Raw genomic sequence first — 18,512 nt, 5'->3', positions numbered from 1 at the left:
CAGCTCGTCCTCATCGGTGGTCACGCTGTGGCGCCGTGACTGGTGACGGGTCGGCTGTCGTCGCCGCGGCCGACCCGCCGTACGCGGCGAAGCCTGAGCGCGAAGGCCACAGCGGAGGCAGCGAAGGGCACGCCGGTGACGGCCGGCCAGCGGCCGAGGTAGACGCCGTCGGACAGCCGGGTGTCACCGGGGTAGGGCACAGCAAGACGAAAGACGAGGGGGAACCAGACCAGCAGGAGCAGACCTGACAGGAAGGCCGGGACACGCAGGCAGTTGATCCTGGGCACCATCGGTGCGTCGGTGGCACGGTGCCTCAGCCCGGAGAGCGCCGGCAGGTCGGCCAGCGCATACAAGGGCAGCAGGATGGGGTTGTGGAGGACGGCCGCACCGACGAACCAGAGCGCCACCTCCAGCGGCCGGACGGCGAACAGGCGCACCATGGCGTAGCCGGTGAGGGCGAACGAGGCGATCAGGACCATAAGGCGCAGGGGTCCGGAGCCGTACCAGCGGACGCATCGTGCCATGGTCACGCCCCTGAAGGTGAGCCGGTGGGCCCACTTGGTGTTGTTCACGCCGCGTATCTGGTTGCCCTTCAGCACGACCCTGGTGAACGGGCCCCGGCGGTTGGATGGATTCGACCAGGACACTTCCGGCGTCCGGCATGCCTGCCATGGCCGCGAGATCGGCAAGCCGGAGGCGGGGCTCCGCGTCCGTGCACCTTCAGGCGCCAGCTGGGGCCGACCAGCGCAGGGGTGACGCCAACCTTCGCCGCCGTCTTGTTGATCTGGAAGCCGTTCGGGCCGCGGTCTGGGTCGCGGTTGTGTGGTGCGAGCAGCGCCGTGCCGCGCATCAGGCCGCCGATGCTCTGTCCGGCGGTCACCACGGGGAGGAGCCGCGAGCCGGCGCCCACCGTGCCCACCGCGCCGCGGCGGGTCATCGTCGGCGGGAGGGCGGATCCCGCCACCAGGCCGTCGGGATCGGGGAGTTCGGGCACGGTGTGGGCGAGGTCGGTGCGCAGTTCGGCGGCAAGGCTGTGAGGGCGCAGGGCCCGTGTCATCCGGCGGAGTCTGAAGCTCACATGGACGACGAAGGCGTCGATGCACACCGAGGCGCCGTAGAAGTGCAGACGAAGCAGGGACAGCCGCTCCAATGCGTGGGCGACGGAGCGCATCGGCAGCCACTCGAACCGCTTCGGGATCACCGACCACGACTTGGCCAGCAACACTGGCACGAGGACCACGCCCAGCGTCACGCGCACGGCTTGGAGCAACCGATAGAGCCAGTACGGCTGCGTGGGCCGGCTGAAGAGGTAGAAGCCCAGCACGCCCTTGTCTGGGGTCTCGTCGTTGAGCGGGCTCAGCCCGGGGTTGCAGGAGGCGTAGGAGAGCAGTCCGGTGACGAACAGCAGGGAATCCCGATCAGGAAGACCAGACCGAACATCGACGTCAGCCAAGGCCCTCGCATCGGACTGCGCCAGAACCCTGGACGGAACGGACCCGGGGGCGGGGGCATCTGTCCGATGCGCTGCGCCGCCGCATGGGCCCAGGCAGCGCTCGCCGCACCGGCGGTCGCCACGGCGCCGCGCACGCGCTTCAGCCACTCGCCCGCCGACTTGTCGCCCGGTCTCCGGCGCCGAGGCCCACTGGACGGGTCCGAACCGGCGGGTGCCCGCGACTTTCCATCGGCCGCCTCCTCCGGTCAACAAGGACACTTCCAAGCCGGCACAGGTCAGGTGGGCTGTCCGGGCCTGAGGTGCAAGCGGGTGTCGACCGCCAGCCGAACGGTCGAACCACTGCCTCGGGCAACCCCGCGGCTCGCCGCCAGAACGGTTGTCACGCGGTGTCGACGGGGTCCGGCAGAACACTGGAGCGCAGTGGACAACGTTGTTGGCAAAGCCGCCCAGGTTCCAAGTCCGCTCCATGGGCCGGGTGTTCCCCACCGCGTCCATGGCGCGGGCGCTGAGAGCGTGGTCGCCAGGGACTGCGAACCCTATGCAGGACTACCCACGCCAAGCCAGCGATGACCGTGATCGGTTCGAGTTCGGCGGGGCGCCAGGTCGCCGCGTCGTCCGTACTGACGTGCGCCGACGTGACCGGAGCGAATCCGACCGCCCGTCCTTCGAGGAGGACCGGGCCCGACGCGACCACCCGTGTGCGGGACGTGAAGTCGGGAGGTATCAGGAGCGCCCGGGGAGGGATACGTGTGACGGCTCTCCTGCGTTCTCCTCTCCCGCCTTGGCTCGGGGTCAGACGCTGCTTGTCGGACGGGCGCGCTGCCCCAGCCGTTGGTTCTCCTACCGGTGTTCGGGGTTTTCGTAGTCGCGGCGGCAGCCGGCGTCCCAGGCGGTGCGCTGGTTGCCGTAGGCGGGGATGCCGCCCAGGTCCTTCAATGCCCGGGCCAGGTGCAGCAGGTTCCAGGTCATGAAGGTGGTGTTGCGGTTGGTGAAGTCGTTCTCCGGGCCGCCCGATCCGGGGTCGAGGTAGGAGGGGCCGGGGCCCGCCTCGCCGATCCAGCCGGCGTCCGCCTGGGGAGGGATGGTGTAGCCCAAGTGCTGCAGGCTGTAGAGCACGTTCATGGCGCAGTGCTTGACGCCGTCCTCATTGCCGGTGATCAGGCAGCCGCCGACACGGCCGTAATAGGCGTACTGGCCGGCTTCGTTGAGCAGGCTCGAGCAGGCGTAGAGGCGTTCGATCACGCGCTTCATCACGGAGCTGTTGTCGCCCAGCCAGATGGGGCCGGCCAGCACGAGGATGTCGGCTGCCAGGACCTGCTGGTAAAGGCCGGGCCAGGCGTCCGTCTCCCAGCCGTGCTTTGTCATGTCGGGCCACACCCCGGTGGCGATGTCGTAGTCGACGGCCCGTTCGACCTCGACGTGCACTCCTTGGGCGTCCAGGATGCCGGTGCAGCGGTCGATCAGTCCCTGCGTGTTGCTGGTCTCCGGGGAGCGCTTCAAGGTGCAGTTGAACACCAGCGCGTGCAGGTCGTCGTACCGGGCCGGCGGTGCGTCGGTGGCGGGCGAGGAAGCGGTCACACGGTCCTCCCAGACTTGCTGCCGCACGAAGGGCGGCGACGTCCACATCCGAATCCAGCGTCCGGTCAAGCCTCGGTAGGTGCTACCGCAGCACCTCCGAATGGCCCGAGCGTTGCTTGAACTCAGCCGTGGTGCGCCCGCCCACCACGGGCTGCCCCGATCGGCTGCGTCAAATGGTCGGGGGCCTGGAGGCATGCCTACGTTCGCCCTATGGGTATCGAAGGGGCGACCGGGTCGCGGAACACGGCAGCAGTGGAGGACGTCGCGCATCTGCTGGTGCGCTGTCTGCGGGCCGAGGGCGTGGAGTACGTCTTCGGGATCCCCGGCGAGGAGAACATCCGCTTCGTCGATGCGCTGAACAACTCCGGGATCCGGTACATTCTGGTGCGCCACGAGCAGGCTGCCTCGTTCATGGCTGAGATCTACGGTCGGCTGACCGGCCGGGCCGGGGTGTGCTCGGCCACGCTGGGGCCCGGTGCGATCAATCTGCTGCTCGGCACCGCGGACGCCACGACCAACAGCGCACCCATGGTGGCCCTGGCTGCCCAGGGATCGCTTCGCCGCATCCACAAGGAGTCGCACCAGGTCATCGACCTGGTGTCGATGTTCGCTCCCGTCACCCAGTGGGCGGCCCGCATCGAGTGTCCGGACGCGGTGCCGGAGATGACGCGCAAGGCCTTCAAGACCGCGCAGAGCGAACGGCCCGGAGCCGTGTTCCTGGCCGTGCCCGAAGACATCGAGGCCGAAGGTCCCACCGAGCCGCTTGCGCCTTTGCAGATCGACGCGGTGCGGGCCGATGCGCCCTCTCCCTCACAGATCGCACGGGCCGTGGAGGTGCTCGCCGCCGCACGACACCCCGTTGTGCTGGCCGGCCACGGCGCCGCCAGGACAGGCGCCTCGGCCGCTCTCGTACGCTTCGCCGAGCGGCTGAACATCCCGGTGGCGACCACGTTCCACGGCAAGGGCGTCTTCCCCGACGACCACCCGAACGCCCTCGGCGCGGTCGGCTTCATGCGCCACGACTACGGAAACTTCGGCTTCGACACGGCCGACGTGCTGATCTGTGTGGGTTACGAGATCCAGGAGTTCGACCCGGCCAAGATCAACCCGAACGGCGACAAGCGGATCGTGCACGTGCACTGTTTCCCCGCCGAAGTGGACGCCCACTACCCGGTCACGGTCGGCGTCGAAGGAGACCCCTCCCAGGCACTGGACGCACTGACGGCAGCACTGCCCGACGGACTGACCTACGACTCGGGAAGCAGCGAGAAGATCCGCACCCTGCTCGACGAGGAACTCCAGTACGGACGCGACAATGATGCCTTCCCGCTGGTGCCCCAGCGTGTGGTGACCGATGTCCGCACCGCGCTGGACCGCCAGGACATCGTGCTCGCCGACACCGGCGCCGGAAAGATGTGGATGTCCCGCCTCTATCCCACTTACGAACCGGACACCTGCCTGGTCTCCAACGGCCTGTCCACCATGGGATTCGCGCTGCCGGGCGCCATTGCCGCCAAGCTGGCGAGGCCGGACCGGCGCGTGCTGGCGATGATGGGTGACGGCTCGTTCCTGATGAACTCCCAGGAATTGGAGACAGCCGTCCGCGAGCGGATCCCGCTGGTCGTCCTCGTCCTGGTGGATCAGGAATACGGCCTGATCACCTGGAAGATGGAACTCGAACTCGGCCGCCACAGCCACACCCGGTTCACCAACCCGGACCTCGTCGCCTACGCCGAGAGCTTCGGCGCTCGCGGCTACCGGATCGAGAGCGCCGACCAACTGCTGCCCGTGCTGCGCCGCGCCCTCGACGACGACACGGTCTCCGTGATCGCCTGTCCGGTCGACTACTCCGAGAACCTGCGCTTGACCGACAGACTGGGCAGTCTCCACGGCCCGTTCTGACCAGTCGGCACAGGAATTGGCCAAGCGCGGATCGACGGGACCATCCGGTGCGCGCCTCTCGACGGCGGACCGCCGCCCGTCGCACCACCACGCGCCCAGCAGGAGTGGAGGCGCTATGCCGCGACCGCGTGATTGCGAGCTGAGGCGACAGACGACCAGCGTCCATGTGCAGTTGTTCCCCGCGGCCCGTCCGCCCGCGATCCTGGACGCTCCTCAACCGGGCCTGCCCTGGGCGCTCGCCGAGGCTCGGGCGTTCCACTTACCGGGCGTGCGACGGCCGACCCGTGCGCAGCGGGCGGCCGCCTGGGCCACGGTGGCCAGAGCACGGCCGATCAGCTCCTGGTACTCCGCGAAGTCGTCGGTGACGGACTCCTCGGTCTTCTCGGCGGGCGGTCGCCCTCACCGGCTACGGCCGGCGTGCGCAGCTGGTGGCCGATGGAGCGGCGGGCGTCGGCATGTCCTCCACGGCGGTCTTGAGATGCATTCATCCCCGGCGTGAACGCCGGGGCTTTCTGCAAGAGTCCCGGTAAGGGCACGCCGAGCAAGGCCGTGGCGGCGCGCAGAAGACACAGCCGCGCGGGCACGGTCGCCCAGTAGCGGCGGCGCAGAGCGGCCCACACGACCACGGCCTCGCGGCGGAGGCGGCGCTCGGGCCGTTCGGCCTCGGCCCCCGCTCGGCCGCGATCCCCGGTGGCCTGGAGCGGGGGCGACGGTTCCGTGCGTTGTCTGCGCGGCAGTCCCGGCCCCCGCCTCGGGACTGCGCGTGGTGCCGGCCATGATCGACACGAGCCGTCCAACGTCACGCCACGGACCGTTGACGGCGTTCGTTGACACACCTCTGACGCCTGCTCAGGTTCCCTTGACGGGGGGTTTGACGCCGACCGCGATCCGTCGGCCGTCGATCACGCGAACGCGAAGTACCGCAGCCACACGTAGCCGAGGGAGATCGCCACGGTCACGGCGGTCACGACGAGGCCGTACTTGGTGAACCGCCAGAAGGAGATGGGCTGCCGGTTGCGTTCGGCGATGCCGAGGACGACGACGTTGGCGGAGGCGCCGATGGCGGTGGCGTTGCCGCCCAGGTCGGCACCGAGGGCGAGCGCCCACCACAGGACGTGGTCGCTGGAGCCGCCCATGGCGCGGACCAGGTCGCTGGTGATGGGGGCCATGGTGGCGACGTACGGGATGTTGTCGACGATGCCGGACAGCACTGCCGAGCCGCCCAGCAGGCCCAGGGAGCCGCCGAGTTCGTTGCCGCCGATCGCGTCCGCCAGTTTCTGGGAGACCTGGCTGACGACGCCGGTGTCGATGAGGCCGCCGATCATGATGAACAGGCCGGCGAAGAAGGCGAGGGTGGGCCACTCCACCTCGGCCAGGACGTCGTGGGTGTCGACGTCGGAGACGGCGACGAGCAGCCCCGCGCCGAGCAGGGCGACGATGCTGGGCGCGTAGTGCAGCACGGGGTGCAGGACGAAACCGGCCACGACCAGGGCCAGGACGAGCAGTCCCTGGACGAGCAGGCGCGGGTTCTTGATGGCTTCGCCCTCCTCGAGCGCCATGATCTCGGCGGCGCGGTCCTCGTCGTAGACGAAGGACTTGCGGAACATCACCCGGCACAGGACGAGAAGGACGGCCACCAGGACGGCGGCAAGCGGGGCGAGGTGGACGAGGAAGTCGTTGAAGGTCAGGCCGGCCCGGCTGGCGATGATGATATTGGGCGGATCACCGACCAGGGTGGCGGTTCCGCCGATGTTCGAGGCCATCACCTCGGCGATGAGGAACGGCGCGGCGGGCAGCGCGAGGCGCTCGCACACCAGCAGGGTCACCGGGGCGACCAGCAGGACCGTGGTCACATTGTCGAGCAGCGCCGAGGCCACGGCCGTGATGATGACGAGCATGGCCATGACTCGGAACGGCTTCGCACGCGCGCGCTTGACTGCCCAGATGGCCAGGTACTCGAACATGCCCGTCTTCTTCAGCACGCCGACGATCATCATCATGCCCATGAGCAGGAAGATGACGTTCCAGTCAATGCCGGAGTCCTCGGAGTAGAACGCCGAGACGTCGTCGGTCGCCCCGATCGCCAGCATCAGGCCCGCGCCGCCGAGTGCCACGGCGACACGGTGGATCTTCTCACTGATGATCAGGGCGTACGCGCCGACGAAGACGACGATCGCGGCCCAGCTGTGCCAGTCGTTCACGTTCCTCCGGTTCCTCCGTGGGCCTGCAGAGCCGTGGTCTGGGGAGTCTTCGGGACGTCCGCGTCGTCGCGCCCGTCCGGGATGCCCGCCAGGTCCTCGACGTCGAAGGCGCGGGCGATGGGCACGTCGGTGGAGCTGTGGGCGATGATCGAGAAGGCGATGCAGACGGCTATCAGTGTGAACGCCTCCTTCGCCTGCGGGATGCCGGACTGCAGCACCAGCAGCCCGTACACCACGGAGGCAAAGCCCTTCGGGCCGAACCAGGCGGCGACGAGCTTCTCTTTGCGGGAGATGGTGGTACCGAGCAGGGACAGCAGCAGCGATGCCGGGCGGATCAGGAAGATCGCCAGGATCACGGCGGCGTATCCGCCGAGCGACAGGTCACCGAAGAGCCGGGGTGTGAGCAGCGCGCCGAAGACCAGTAGCGCTGCGAACTTCGCCAGCTCCGCCAGCGCCTCGCCGAGCGGTTCGAAGGATGCCTTCGCCTCCGGCGAAACGTGCGCGAGGGCCGCACCCGCCGAGAAGGCCGCAAGGTACGGGTTGGCGTGTGTGAGGTGGCAGGTCGCATAGAGGATGATCCCCGTCGCCAGCGGCAGCAGGGGCTGCAGCTTGGGCTCCGCGCCCAGCAGCCGGAACCGCACCAGCCCGCCAGCGAACAGGGGCAGAACGACGCCGAGGAGAAGGCCGAGCAACAGCTCCAGCGCGATCTTCCCGGGGGACGCTTCCAGGCCGGTGGCCGTCGGACCGGCCGCGGCGATCAGGAGCATCACGACCGGCAGGGCGAGTCCGTCGTTGATGCCGCTCTCCACGTTCAGCAGCTGACGCAGTTTGGCCGGGACCTCGCTGCGGCCCACGATCGCCGAGGCGAACACCGGGTCGGTCGGCGCCAGGACCGCGCCCACCAGGAACGACGTCGTCCAGTCGAGGCCCACCAGGAAGTGGGTCACCAGGGCCATGAAGACGAACGCGAGCGGCATGCCCAGGCCCAGGGCGCGCGCCGGGTTCCTCCAGTTCGCACGCAGCTTCGGCAATGCGACGTGCATGCCGTCGGTGAACAGCACCGCGAAAAGAGCCAGGTCGGCCGTCACCGACACGATCTCGCTGTCCGGAGTGATGTGGATCAGCCCGAGGAAGCCGTCACTGACGAGCGCACCGCCGACCAGGAAAAGGAAGGACGTGGAGAGCACCGTCCGAGCCGCAAGGCCCGACAGCAGCACCGCCACCAGCAGCGCGACGCCGAACACCACCACCAGCACCATGGCAAAACGCCCCGATCGGAAGAGAGAACTGTCCTCAACTCGCCGACCAGGCTTCCCGGCACACCGGGTAGAACCTTACCTGTCCTTGATGCATCTCTGACAGGCTCCTTATGCGCACCCCTCCGGCGCGAACATTGCCGGAGCCCGGCAATGTCAGGTGCCGGCCGGGCCGGCCCACGCCGCGGGGGCAGGCCGTGCGACCTGTATTGAGGCTCAGGTGTGCCGGGACGGCTGGTCGGCGGTCGGCCGTCCTCTGTCCTGGAGCCACCGATGCGGCATCCACTGCACCGTTTCCGTCGCCGCGGTCACATAACCACCTCGTCACCGGACCATGTCTTCCTCCGGCTCTCCGGGGAGATCACGTCCAGGAACGCCGGGCTGGTCGGAGACCGTCTGCGGGACGTGCTGCGATCCCGGCCGAAGGTCCTTGAGATGGATCTGGGCAACGTGTCGCACCTGAGCTCCGACGGCGATGCGGTCTTCTTCATGGCTTTGCGCACAGCGCGGTTGTACGGCATGCGGGTGGTCGTCACCCATACCCCTCCCCAGGCCCACAGGACGCTGAGCCGGCTGGGCCTGGAGCGAGTCCTCCCCCTCTACGAAGGGGACGGCCCGTTCGGCTCAGGAGGCGGCGATCAGTAGTCGTTCGAGCAAGTGAGCGGCGGTGATCACACCGAGCAGCCGCACGCCGCTCTTGTCCTTGTCGACCACGGCCACCAGCGGGCTACGGACCTGCGCCATCAGCGCGGCGACCTCCAGCGCGGTCGCGTCGGACTCGGCGACCGGCGGCGCGGGCACGCTCTTGGAGAGGCAGTCACGCACCGTACGGCCCTTGAGCGCCTGGCACAGCCGGTCGGCGTGGCGCTCGTCGACCACCGCAGCCAGCGTCGGATCTTCGATGACGTACGCCGGCACCAAGGTCTTGATCATCTGGGAGGCGGGCAGGATCGCCTTCGGCGCTCCCTGCTCATCGAGGACAAGCAGGGCGGGCAGCCTGTGTTCGGCCATCAGCCGTGCCGCCGCCATGGCGTCGGTGTCGACGCCCACGGTCTCGTACTCCACTGCCAGGTCTCGTGCCCGCACGGTCGGCTCCTGATTGTTCTGTGTCGCGTCGGAGGGAAGCGTCACGGGCCGCGGCACGCAGCACGTGGGCCAACCGTCGCGCGAGGGTTCCCCTGACATTGTGATGCAATCGACGTGGGTGGCTCTCCGCCGACCCCGTTCTGGCACCTGAACAGGTGCACACGACAGCAGCCGTGCCGGACGAGCATCGATGCGTAACTTGCCGTGCACACCATGGAGTTGAGGCAGAGAAAGGTCGAACACCGCTTCCAGCTGTATCGATCACCGAGTGTGTGTGGGCTGCCGTCGACCCGCCTCGAGGCTGGACTCGTCGGCTGCCGCCGGCTCAGCCGGCTTTCCCACCCCAGTGCGTATGGATCCGCTCCCATTCCATGACCGATTGCCCCGGACGCCGCCGGTCCAGCGCCCCGGGCACCGCACGCGGGCCCACCCACACCGGACCGCCGGTGCCAGCCGCTGCCAGCACGCCAACCATGGTTGCCCGCAACCGTGCCTCCGGCGGATCAGCGGGCTGCGCCGCCAACTCGCCCCGTGCGTCTGTCCATATCTGCACCTGGCTCCCCGCACGGCCGCCAGCTGTCACCTTGGTCCGTCAGGTGCGGGTGTGCCCGTCCGGGGCCGTCCATCGCACCTCGTCCGGTACTCGGCTGCCATCACTGAAACGGGTGGCCACCCCGTCCGACACAATGTTGACGACGACAGCCACGACCTCCCGGCGCTCCGCCCGTTTTCCCTCCGAGTCCCGGCCAGCCACCACCGCCGTCATCACACCCGCGGCAGCACCGCCCAGCAGAGCCAGCACCCAGGCGGCGACCAGCACCCAGGCTTCGACGAGATCGCTGGTCCGCCGCAGCGGGCTGCGCCGCCAACGCCACAGGGTCACGGTCGGACATCGGCGTCCGGTCCGCCCCTTCGCCATGAGCCGTCACCCCCTCACGCCCACCAGCCGTCACCACCCGCGCCCTCCCAAGAGCAGGCCGCGCCTCCGGTGAGGGAGCGGTCGGACGCGCGGAGCGCGTGGTCCTCGTTTGCGCACTGGGCGAACGAGGACCGGCCTGGGCGGGAGCGAGTCAAGGCGAAGGAAGGCCGAAAGCCCTGTGCCGGCGTCACTCGTGCTCACGCAGGAACCGGTTCTGGTAGGCATGGGCCCTGCGTCGTGTGGATCGGATGTTGCGGGTGGCGGCGGACTCGATGCGCAAGGTCTCGGGGTGCGCAGGCATCCGCCGTCGGTCCCGGCGGACGAGCACGGCCGTGCAGACCGCGACGATCAGCGCGGCGGTGGCGAGGGGGACAAGGAAGGACGTCATCACTGCTCCTTGGGCTCGGCCGCGTGTGGGGCCTTGGGGCTGGCGAGAAGGTTGCGCGGGTCCGTCACACGGGTGATGGCTGATTCCACGGCGGCCACGCGGTCGGCGAGCAGACCGAGAGCGGCGACAGCCCGGGTGAGGGGGTCTTCTGCCGGGCCGCCGAGGGCCTGCGTGCGGACGTACGCGGTCTTCAGCTCGGCCCAGCGCTCGGCCTGTGCGGGCGTGAGCCTGCCGCGCAGTTCGGCGAGTTTGAGCAGGCTGGCTTCGGCCCCGCTGGTGAGGGTCTGGGCCTCTGCGGCGAAGTGGTCGTCGATGACCGCGGCGAGTTCGGCGTCGTTCATGACCGGGCGCACACGCTGGGCGATCTTGTTCATGGTGCGATACGAGCCCTGGAGCCGGAACGGCGGCTCGATGCGCGTGGCGTCGGACTGCGCGGCGGACGCGATATAGGCGGCGTTGACCGCGAGAACTGTCTCACGCGCGGTGAGCAGGTGGCGCAGTACGGCGACGATCTGTTCCACCTCGGCGGGCGCATAGGGGTACGCGAGCTGGTCCGCTCGGGCCGAGGGGTCGGCGGTGGCGAGCCGGACGAACAGGTCGAGGTCGGCGCGGTCGCGCCCGGCGAGCGGGGCGAGCACCGGGTTCGAGGTGAGCGCGTTCTCCAGGAAGCTGTACGCGAAGGCGTCCTCCTTGCCGGTCAGGACGTCGCCGAGGTTCCAGACGTCGGCGCGGTTGGCGAGCATGTCGGGCACGCGGAAGCGCTCGCCGGACTCGGTGTAGGGGTTGCCCGCCATGCAGACCGCGAAGCGCTTGCCACGCAGGTCGAATGTGCGGGGTTCGCCGTCCCACACCCCGTGCACGCGCCGGGTGGCGTCGCACAGCGGGATGAACCTCTGCAGCAGCTCGGGCGAGGTGTGCTGGATGTCGTCGAGGTAAAGGAGGGTGTTGTTGCCTGCCGCCAGTGCGAAGTTGATCTTCTCGAGCTCCTGGCGCGCTGTGGCGTTCGGTGCCTCGGCCGGGTCGAGCGAGGTGACGGTGTGCCCGAGAGCCGGGCCGCTGACCTTCACCAGCATGAGGCCGAGGCGGTCGGCGACGTACTCCATCAGTGTCGTCTTGCCATAGCCGGGCGGAGAGACGAGCAGCAGGAGACCGCCCGTGTCAGTGCGCCTGGTCTCGCCCGCGGTACCGAGTTGCCGGGCGAGGCTGTCGCCGACGAGCGGCAGGTAGACCTCGTCGATGAGCCTGCCTCGGACGAAGGTGGCCATGGAGCGCGGGCGGTGGTCGTCCAGCCGGAGGCGGGTGCGTGCGGCGGCCACCAGGGCGGTGCGCCGGCGCTGGTAGGCGCGGAAGGCGGGCACGTCCTGCTCGGCGAACCGCCTGGTCCGGGCGAGGAACTCGTCGATCCGCAGGGTCAGGCCGTAACCGGTGATGCGCGGATGCGTGCCGAGCAGTCCCGCGACCGTGGTCACCGGTGAGGTGTCGGACCCGTAGCGCGACAGGTCCGGGCACAACTCGGCGGCCACGGCCTCGGCCAGGTCTCCGACGGCGACCTGTGCGCCTGTGGCGGAGACGTACGCCGACAGCCATGCCTCGGCCAGCTGGCGACGGTCGGCGAGGTCGTCAAGGGCGGCCATGTCCTCGTCGTACGCCGAACTGCCCACAGCGAGACGGAACTTGTCGAGCAGCGTACGTGTGCCGACGCTGAGGACGAAGCCGTCGGTGCCGGTTGTCAGCTCCTCGAAGAGGTACGACGCCGATGCCGGCGTGTCCTGCCCGGACCATGCTCCGATCGCCCCGGCCAGCTCCTCCTCCAGGTCGGCGATCGCGGGCGCCGGGCCGAACGTGTCGCGGGCCCGGGCGAGGGACACCGCCCGCCGGGTCCACGTCGCGCGCGCCTCGGCCGTGGTGCCGTGCGTCCAGAACAGCTGCGCGGCGGCGCGGGCGGCGGGCTCGTGGCGCAGCGGTCCGGCCTGCTGGTACAGAGGGAGGAGCGCGGTGAGGATCAGTGTGGCGTCGTGGTCGTGGACGCCACGCTCGTAGCCCTCGTCGTACGCCTCCTCCGCCGCCTTGCGGACGAGGGCAGGCAGGTCGTCGGTCAGTGCGAGGGCGGCCGGTCCGTGTTCGGTCAGCAGGCGGGCGGCGAGGTGTTCGGCGCGGTAGACCTCGGGAGACTCCGACGGCAGGTGGCGGTCCCAGTAGGGGCGTGTGGCGGCGAACTCCGGGTCGGTGACCGGGGAGCGGTAATCGGTGCCGGTCAGGGCGAAGGAGAGGCCAGCTCCGTGCGGGACCAGGGTGAGGTCGAGTGGCTGGGTGGTGACGGCGAAACGGTGGGTGCCCAATCGGAGGGTGCGGCCGCCGTCGGAGTACAGGTCGGCGCGGTCACGCAGGGCACGGGCCGCCTGCTGGCGCGCGGCCTTCAGGCGGCCGTAGAGTTCTTCCGCCCGGACCGGGTCGCCGAGTTCGCGCAGTTCGTCGGCGGCGCGGCGGACCTTTGCGACCATGGGGTCGGAGGCGAAGTAGGTGGAGACCACGTCGGCGTCCGCGAGCGTGGCCGCGCGCCGGGCGATCGTCTCCAGGACGCGGGCGGCGGAGGCCGCGAGCTGCTCGGCGCGGCGGGCACGGGCGTCGAGGAGGCTCTGCTTGCGGGCGGAGAACGCCTCGTAGACCTCGGTGCGCTTGTCGGCGAGTTCGCCGAGGAAATCGTCGAACTCCGCGAAACGGGACTCCAGGTTCTCCAACCGAACCAGCGAGCCCGTGAGTTGCTCGTCACACGACTCGGGGCTGTCGGCCGCCGCCAGCGCGCCGGTGACGGCCTGGCCGAGCAGCGCGAACTCGGCGGCGAACTCGGCGCGTCCCTCGCTGTCACGCAGGGTGCGGCGGCGGGCGTCGAGGAGGGCGCGGGCGCGGTTGACGCCGCCGAGTACCTCGGCGATGCGCTCCAGGACGGACGTACGGACGGTGGCGTCGCCGATGTCGAGGCCGGCGACGACCTCGGTGACCGTGCGCAGCGTGTCCGCGAGGTCGTCGAGCCGGGCCGCGACGGGCTCCGCCCCGGCCACGCTGCCGATCGACTCGGCGTCCGCGGCCAGCTGCTCGACGTCGGTGTGGTGCTCGGCGAAGGCGTCCTCGCGGGCGAGGAAGGCCACGGCCCGCTGCCCGCATGAGGCGAGGTCCGCCTCTGCCTCGGCGGCAAGTTCGTCGATGCGGTCGGCGTCGGCGTACCGCATCTCCTTCAGGGTCAGAACACGGCCCTGGGCGTGCCGCAGTTCGCTCAGGCCGCTCGCCCAGGCAGCGGCACCGCGGGGGGCCTCACCTCGCAGCCGGCGTACCACCGCCGCCAGCCTGTCCGCGGCCTCGTCGAGTGCGTCCGCGGCCTGACGGGTCAGCGCCTGCACGGTCCGGAACTCGGCGAGCACCTGCTCGGCCGTGGCCCGTACGGAGTCCAGTGGGGCACGCAGGTCGCCGAGTTCGGCCTCGCCCAGCCAGTGGTGGCTGTCGGCCGCCCCGACGCAGGCGGCGACCAGCGCCTCGTACACCTCGACCGTCGGCGTGGTCTCGGCGACAGCGTGGCTGATGGACAGGCAGTCGGCGATACCGCGAACCAGGTCGGTGTTGCCCACGCGGCCCAGCGGGCCGGTACCGGTGGGGGCGGCGTGGGTGTCGGACACGTAGGGGGAGGACCACAGCTGGAGCGGATGTACTCGGGCAGTCTCCTCGCCGTCGGCCCGCAGCAGCATCAGGGTGCCGTCGTCGAACAGAGCCCAGCTCTGGCAGGGCAGCGGCGCGGCGACCTCCTTGCGGATCATGTTGTACGACAGCAGAAGGCTGCGTCCCGCGGCACCCGCGTGGAAGGCGTAGAGGATGTCCTCGCCGTAGGGCGAGCGCACCTCGTGTGCGAACTCCAGGCCGACCGTGTCGAGTTCGTAGGTCTTGTGGGTGCCCGTGGCCAGGCAGTAGCCGCCGGGGAACACGATCCCTTGGTCCTCGGGCAGGCGGCGGCACGCCTGGCCGACGCCATCGAGGCGCACCACGGTCCTGGTGAGGGTGCTGAAGACCAGATAGCGGTGGGAGTCCTCCTTGTAGGGGCGGATCCGCAGCAGGATCAGCGCGCCCACGCGTGCGTGCGCGATGTCCGCGTCGGCGAGGGACTGGAGCGGCTCGTCCACAGGCTCGCTGTAGAGTTCCGCGTCCTGCTCCGTGGTAACGGTGAGCGTGCCGCCCACCGTAGAGACGAACACCTCGCCCCGAACGGAGACCCGCGGGTGACGGCCCAGGACATGGTCCTCGCGGGTCGCCTCCGCCCAGGTGAAGTCGTGGGAGGGCGGGGTTACGTGGTCGCGCTCGCCGCGCGCGTCCAGGAACGTCGCCTGCCCGTCCTCGGTCACTGTCCAGCGCAGTACCCGGATGTCGTCGGTCGTGTCGCCGGTCTGGAAGACGGCCAGTAGCCTGCCGTCGACGCGGCGCAGCCGGAGGAGGCGGGCCTGACGGTAGTAGCGATGCAGAGCCGTGAACTCCCGTACGAAGGAGGGGTCGTCGAGCAGACCCGGCACGGCGTTCTCGGGCAATCGGCCCAGGTCGCGGTCGTACAGCGCGAGGACGTCTGCCACCTGCGGATCGGACCGGCCGGCGTTGCATCCGAACAGCAGGCGGTTCCCGACCAAGACCACGTCCCGGGGCACGCACGGGTGCTCGGTCCGCAGCGGGCCCGTCCCCGTGAGGTCAAGCCGCGGGGCCCCGAACTCCTCGACGCGACGGGCGTTGAGGAGTTCGGCTCCGCGGGCCAGCTCGGCGGCCTGGGCGGTGAGCCGGTCGCGCAGCACCTCGTACGTGCCGGTGTCGAGGGCGTCGTACGACGTCGCCTCCAAGGCGGTTGCCATGGATCGTGCATCCCTTCAAAGGTCGCGGCCCGGAGCTGCCGTCCCCTGTGCGGCAGCTCCGGCACCGCGGATCATCAGACCCTGGCCTTGCCGTTCAGGGCGGTGAGCGGGGTGTCCGCGAGGCCCAGCTCGCCCGCGCGGTCGAGGAGCTGCTGCACCTGGCCGGCGTCGGTGCCGCCGGACTTCATCAGCTTCATGAGCAGCGCGGACACGGTCAGGTTCTGTACGTCGGACGTCGAGACCGAGCCGAGGATCCGGCTCAGGTCGTCGGTGAAGCTCGACGTACCGTCCAGCCACGGCTTCGCCAGGGCCTGCGCGGTCCCGGAGTGCTCGACGAAGCCGTCGACACCCTTTCCGAGCGCGATCGCTCCGACCAGCCGGTCGAAGAAGACCGACTCGCCGCCGACGATGTCGATGTCGGCGTTCTCCAGCCCGGTCGCGAGCACCGTGGCCTGCGCCTCGGCGACCTGCCGCTGCACGTCCAGGCCGGCCAGCCGGATCTCTTTCTCCGCCTGCAGCCGGAGCCGGTACTCCTCGTGACCGCGGGACGCCTCGTCCAGGGCAGCCATCGCCGCCGCCTTCTCGGTCAGGCCGGCCGCCTCCGCCTTCAGCTTCTCGCCGATGGCCGTGGCCTCGGCGAGCGCCTTGGCCCGGGCACCCTCGGCCTCGGCCCGCAGCTGTGCCTGGGTGCCTTCCGCCTCCGCCCGCATCCGGGCTTCGGTGGCGGCCGCCTCGGCACGGCCGGCCTTCTCGATGACCTCGGCCTCCTTGTCGCGGACCTGGACTGTGGCCAGACCTTCGGCGGCAGCCTCCGCCTGGACGCCCTCGGCCAGCCGCAGCTTGGCCCGTGCATCGAGGTCGGCCGTCTTCAACCGCGCCTCGGCCAGGGTGAGTTCCTCGGCCGCGCGGTGCGTGGCGGCCTGCTCGGCGGCCTCCGCGGCCTTGATGTCCTTGACGAGCTTCTCCTGGGCCTCCGCCTCGGCGGCGATGATCACGGCCTGGCGGTCGCGTTCCGCCTGCTCCAGGGCACGCAGCTTCTTGATGGACTCCTCCTGCTCGGCGACCGTACGGTCCACAGCCACGCGCTCGCGGATGACCTCGGCGATGTCCCGCTTCTCCGCCTCGACCTCCTTCTCAGCGGCGATCTTCGTCAGCTGCGTCTCGCGCTCGCGTCCGATGACCTCCAGCAGGCGGTCCTTCTCGATGCGCTCGTTCTCGACGGCGATGACCCGCTCGCGGTTCTTCTGCGCGACAGCGACCTCACGGGCCTGGTTCTCGCGCTGCACGCCGAGCTGCTCCTCCGTGCGCAGGAAGGCGCTCTGCGCCCGCAGCCGCTCCTCCTCCACCACCCGCGCGGTCTCGGCCTCCTCGCGAGCCCGGGAGGTCTCGATCTCCCGGCGCTGCTTGATCTCGGCGTCCGCCTGCCTGCGCTCCAGCTCCAGGATCGTCTCGCGGGCGTCGACGTTCTGCCGGGTGATCTCCTTCTCCTCGGTGCGCTGGGCCTCGTTGGTACGCACGTGTTCCACGGCCGTGAGCTCGGTGATCTTGCGGATGCCTTGCGCGTCAAGGACGTTGGCCGGGTCCAGCTGTGACAGCGGCGTCTGCTCCAGGTAGTCGATCGCCGCGTCCTCCAGGTGGTAGCCGTTGAGGTCGACGCCGATCAACTCGATGATCTTGTAGCGCAGTTCCTCGCGCTTGGTGTAGAGGTCGGTGAAGTCCAGCTGCTTGCCGACCGTCTTCAGTGCCTCGGAGAACTTCGCGTGGAACAGGTCCTGCAACGTCTTCTGGTCGCTCGCCCGTGCGGTGCCGACCGCCTGGGCGACCTTGATGACGTCCTGCACGGTCTTGTTGACCTTCACGAAGAACGAGATCCGGATGTCGGCGCGGATGTTGTCCCGGCAGATCAGGCCGTCCCGCCCTGCCCGGGTGATCTCAATGGTCTTCACCGAGATGTCCATCACCTCGGCCTTGTGCAGCACCGGCAGGACGACCTGCCCGGTGAAGGTCACATCGACCTTCCGCATCTTCGAGACGATCAGCGCCTTGCCCTGCTCCACCTTGCGGAACAGCCGCGAGAGGCCCAACAGTGCTGTGACAACGAGAAGCAGGCAGACAGCGGCGAGCACACCGACGACATTCATGGCATACGTCCTTGATGCGTAAGGCAGTTGAAGTAGGAAGCAGTGCAGGGCCCTGACGGAGGTGAGCCGCGGCTCAGCCGGTGCGATCGCGAGTCGTGCGGCGGGCGGACCCGGGTTCGTCGGGGAAGAGGCGGTGCAGCCGCCGGACGAACAGACAGGACAGCCGCCAGGCGACGAACAGCGCGGCCACCGATGCGACCGGGCGCAGAACCCCGCTCACGACTCCCGCCGGCACGAGCGCCGCGAGCAGCGCTGTCGCACCGACGCCGAGAAACCAGGCGAACACCGTCAACAGGGACAGCGCGACCGCCACCGGCACCCCGTCCATCCCCCATGCGTCCAGGTCGAGGTCCTCGTCGAAACTGCCGGAGCGCATGACGCCGAACGCGACCAGCAGCCAGAAGAACACGACCACGACGAGGGCGGCAGTGAAGAGGATCAGGGGAAAGCCGGTGGCGGCCTCCACGAGCGTCCGCATCTTCCGACCCCCTCCCCGTACACAGCGCATATGGACGGCGCACCGCCTCCACTCGGGCCCCGGCCCGGGCACCTGCCGGTGTCCGGCACCGGAACCCTCCGCAGTGCTCCCCGCACGGCATGATGCCCGGCCGGCGTGCACCCGCGCATTGCCGGTCCCCGGCAGTGTTCATTAGGGTCTGCATGCCGGTGAACCGCTAAGAAACCATCACCGACACATCAAGATTCCGGGGG

Annotated in this window: 13 protein-coding genes; 2 read left to right on the top strand and 11 right to left on the bottom strand. The window is 69.8% G+C overall.

What is annotated here, in order from left to right; all coding sequences use genetic code 11:
• Positions 1-20 precede the first annotated feature (20 nt).
• The 3 genes from AB0I54_RS38760 to AB0I54_RS38750 form a co-directional block, all read right to left on the bottom strand.
• Positions 21-572 carry a hypothetical protein gene (locus AB0I54_RS38760; RefSeq protein ID WP_363301007.1) on the bottom strand — a complete coding sequence of 184 codons (552 nt, stop codon included), beginning with the start codon at positions 570-572 and terminating at the stop codon, positions 21-23.
• Positions 573-592: 20 nt separating this feature from the next.
• A complete protein-coding gene (locus AB0I54_RS38755) occupies positions 593-1,453 on the bottom strand; it encodes a hypothetical protein (protein ID WP_363301006.1) in 861 nt (286 codons plus the stop codon).
• A gap of 840 nt (positions 1,454-2,293) precedes the next feature.
• Entirely contained in the window at positions 2,294-3,031 is a 738-nt protein-coding gene (locus tag AB0I54_RS38750) for a flavodoxin family protein (protein WP_363301005.1), read from the bottom strand.
• A gap of 210 nt (positions 3,032-3,241) precedes the next feature.
• Between AB0I54_RS38750 and AB0I54_RS38745 the strand changes: the two genes are divergently transcribed.
• Entirely contained in the window at positions 3,242-4,933 is a 1,692-nt protein-coding gene (locus tag AB0I54_RS38745) for an acetolactate synthase large subunit (protein ID WP_363301004.1), read from the top strand.
• Positions 4,934-5,835: 902 nt separating this feature from the next.
• Here AB0I54_RS38745 and AB0I54_RS38740 read toward each other — a convergent pair.
• Positions 5,836-7,134, bottom strand: coding sequence for an ArsB/NhaD family transporter (locus AB0I54_RS38740; RefSeq protein ID WP_363301003.1), 1,299 nt, complete (start codon positions 7,132-7,134; stop codon positions 5,836-5,838).
• The gene (locus tag AB0I54_RS38735) at positions 7,131-8,393 is read right to left on the bottom strand and encodes a cation:proton antiporter (protein ID WP_363301002.1); all 1,263 of its coding nucleotides are present in this window, start codon (positions 8,391-8,393) and stop codon (positions 7,131-7,133) included. The genes AB0I54_RS38740 and AB0I54_RS38735 overlap by 4 nt, the downstream gene beginning before the upstream one ends.
• Positions 8,394-8,663: 270 nt before the next feature.
• Here AB0I54_RS38735 and AB0I54_RS38730 point away from each other — a divergent pair, with 270 nt between their 5' ends.
• Complete coding sequence (locus tag AB0I54_RS38730; RefSeq protein ID WP_363301001.1) at positions 8,664-9,035, top strand: STAS domain-containing protein; 372 nt, start codon at positions 8,664-8,666, stop codon at positions 9,033-9,035.
• Here the strand turns inward: AB0I54_RS38730 and AB0I54_RS38725 are convergent.
• From AB0I54_RS38725 to AB0I54_RS38700, 6 genes are all read right to left on the bottom strand, one after another.
• Positions 9,015-9,476 (bottom strand): CBS domain-containing protein, encoded by a 462-nt coding sequence (locus tag AB0I54_RS38725; RefSeq protein WP_363301000.1) that lies wholly within the window; start codon positions 9,474-9,476, stop codon positions 9,015-9,017. The two genes, AB0I54_RS38730 and AB0I54_RS38725, sit on opposite strands and share 21 nt — an antisense overlap.
• 592 nt (positions 9,477-10,068) lie before the next feature.
• The gene (locus AB0I54_RS38720) at positions 10,069-10,359 is read right to left on the bottom strand and encodes a hypothetical protein (RefSeq protein WP_363300999.1); all 291 of its coding nucleotides are present in this window, start codon (positions 10,357-10,359) and stop codon (positions 10,069-10,071) included.
• Positions 10,360-10,582: 223 nt separating this feature from the next.
• Positions 10,583-10,783: a hypothetical protein gene (locus AB0I54_RS38715; protein WP_363300998.1), complete on the bottom strand. Its 201-nt coding sequence runs from the start codon at positions 10,781-10,783 to the stop codon at positions 10,583-10,585.
• Positions 10,783-15,660 (bottom strand): DNA repair ATPase, encoded by a 4,878-nt coding sequence (locus AB0I54_RS38710; protein ID WP_363300997.1) that lies wholly within the window; start codon positions 15,658-15,660, stop codon positions 10,783-10,785. Before AB0I54_RS38710 ends, AB0I54_RS38715 begins: the two co-directional genes overlap by 1 nt.
• Before the next feature lie 74 nt (positions 15,661-15,734).
• Positions 15,735-17,801: a flotillin family protein gene (locus tag AB0I54_RS38705; RefSeq protein WP_363300996.1), complete on the bottom strand. Its 2,067-nt coding sequence runs from the start codon at positions 17,799-17,801 to the stop codon at positions 15,735-15,737.
• 73 nt (positions 17,802-17,874) lie between these two features.
• A complete protein-coding gene (locus AB0I54_RS38700; protein WP_363300995.1) occupies positions 17,875-18,279 on the bottom strand; it encodes a hypothetical protein in 405 nt (134 codons plus the stop codon).
• Positions 18,280-18,512 lie beyond the last annotated feature (233 nt).

The organism is Streptomyces sp. NPDC050625 (assembly GCF_040654755.1).
Taxonomy (GTDB): Bacteria; Actinomycetota; Actinomycetes; order Streptomycetales; family Streptomycetaceae; genus Streptomyces.
The sequence above is the reverse complement of the archived record's forward strand: the minus strand, read 5'-3'. Positions and strand labels throughout refer to the sequence as shown.

Coding starts and splice junctions, on each gene's coding strand:
- AB0I54_RS38745 (WP_363301004.1), top strand. CDS start 3,242: ATGGGTATCGAAGGGGCGACCGGGTCGCGGAACACGGCAGCAGTGGAG.
- AB0I54_RS38735 (WP_363301002.1), bottom strand. CDS start 8,393: ATGGTGCTGGTGGTGGTGTTCGGCGTCGCGCTGCTGGTGGCGGTGCTG.
- AB0I54_RS38730 (WP_363301001.1), top strand. CDS start 8,664: ATGCGGCATCCACTGCACCGTTTCCGTCGCCGCGGTCACATAACCACC.
- AB0I54_RS38715 (WP_363300998.1), bottom strand. CDS start 10,783: ATGACGTCCTTCCTTGTCCCCCTCGCCACCGCCGCGCTGATCGTCGCG.
- AB0I54_RS38710 (WP_363300997.1), bottom strand. CDS start 15,660: ATGGCAACCGCCTTGGAGGCGACGTCGTACGACGCCCTCGACACCGGC.
- AB0I54_RS38705 (WP_363300996.1), bottom strand. CDS start 17,801: ATGAATGTCGTCGGTGTGCTCGCCGCTGTCTGCCTGCTTCTCGTTGTC.
- AB0I54_RS38700 (WP_363300995.1), bottom strand. CDS start 18,279: ATGCGGACGCTCGTGGAGGCCGCCACCGGCTTTCCCCTGATCCTCTTC.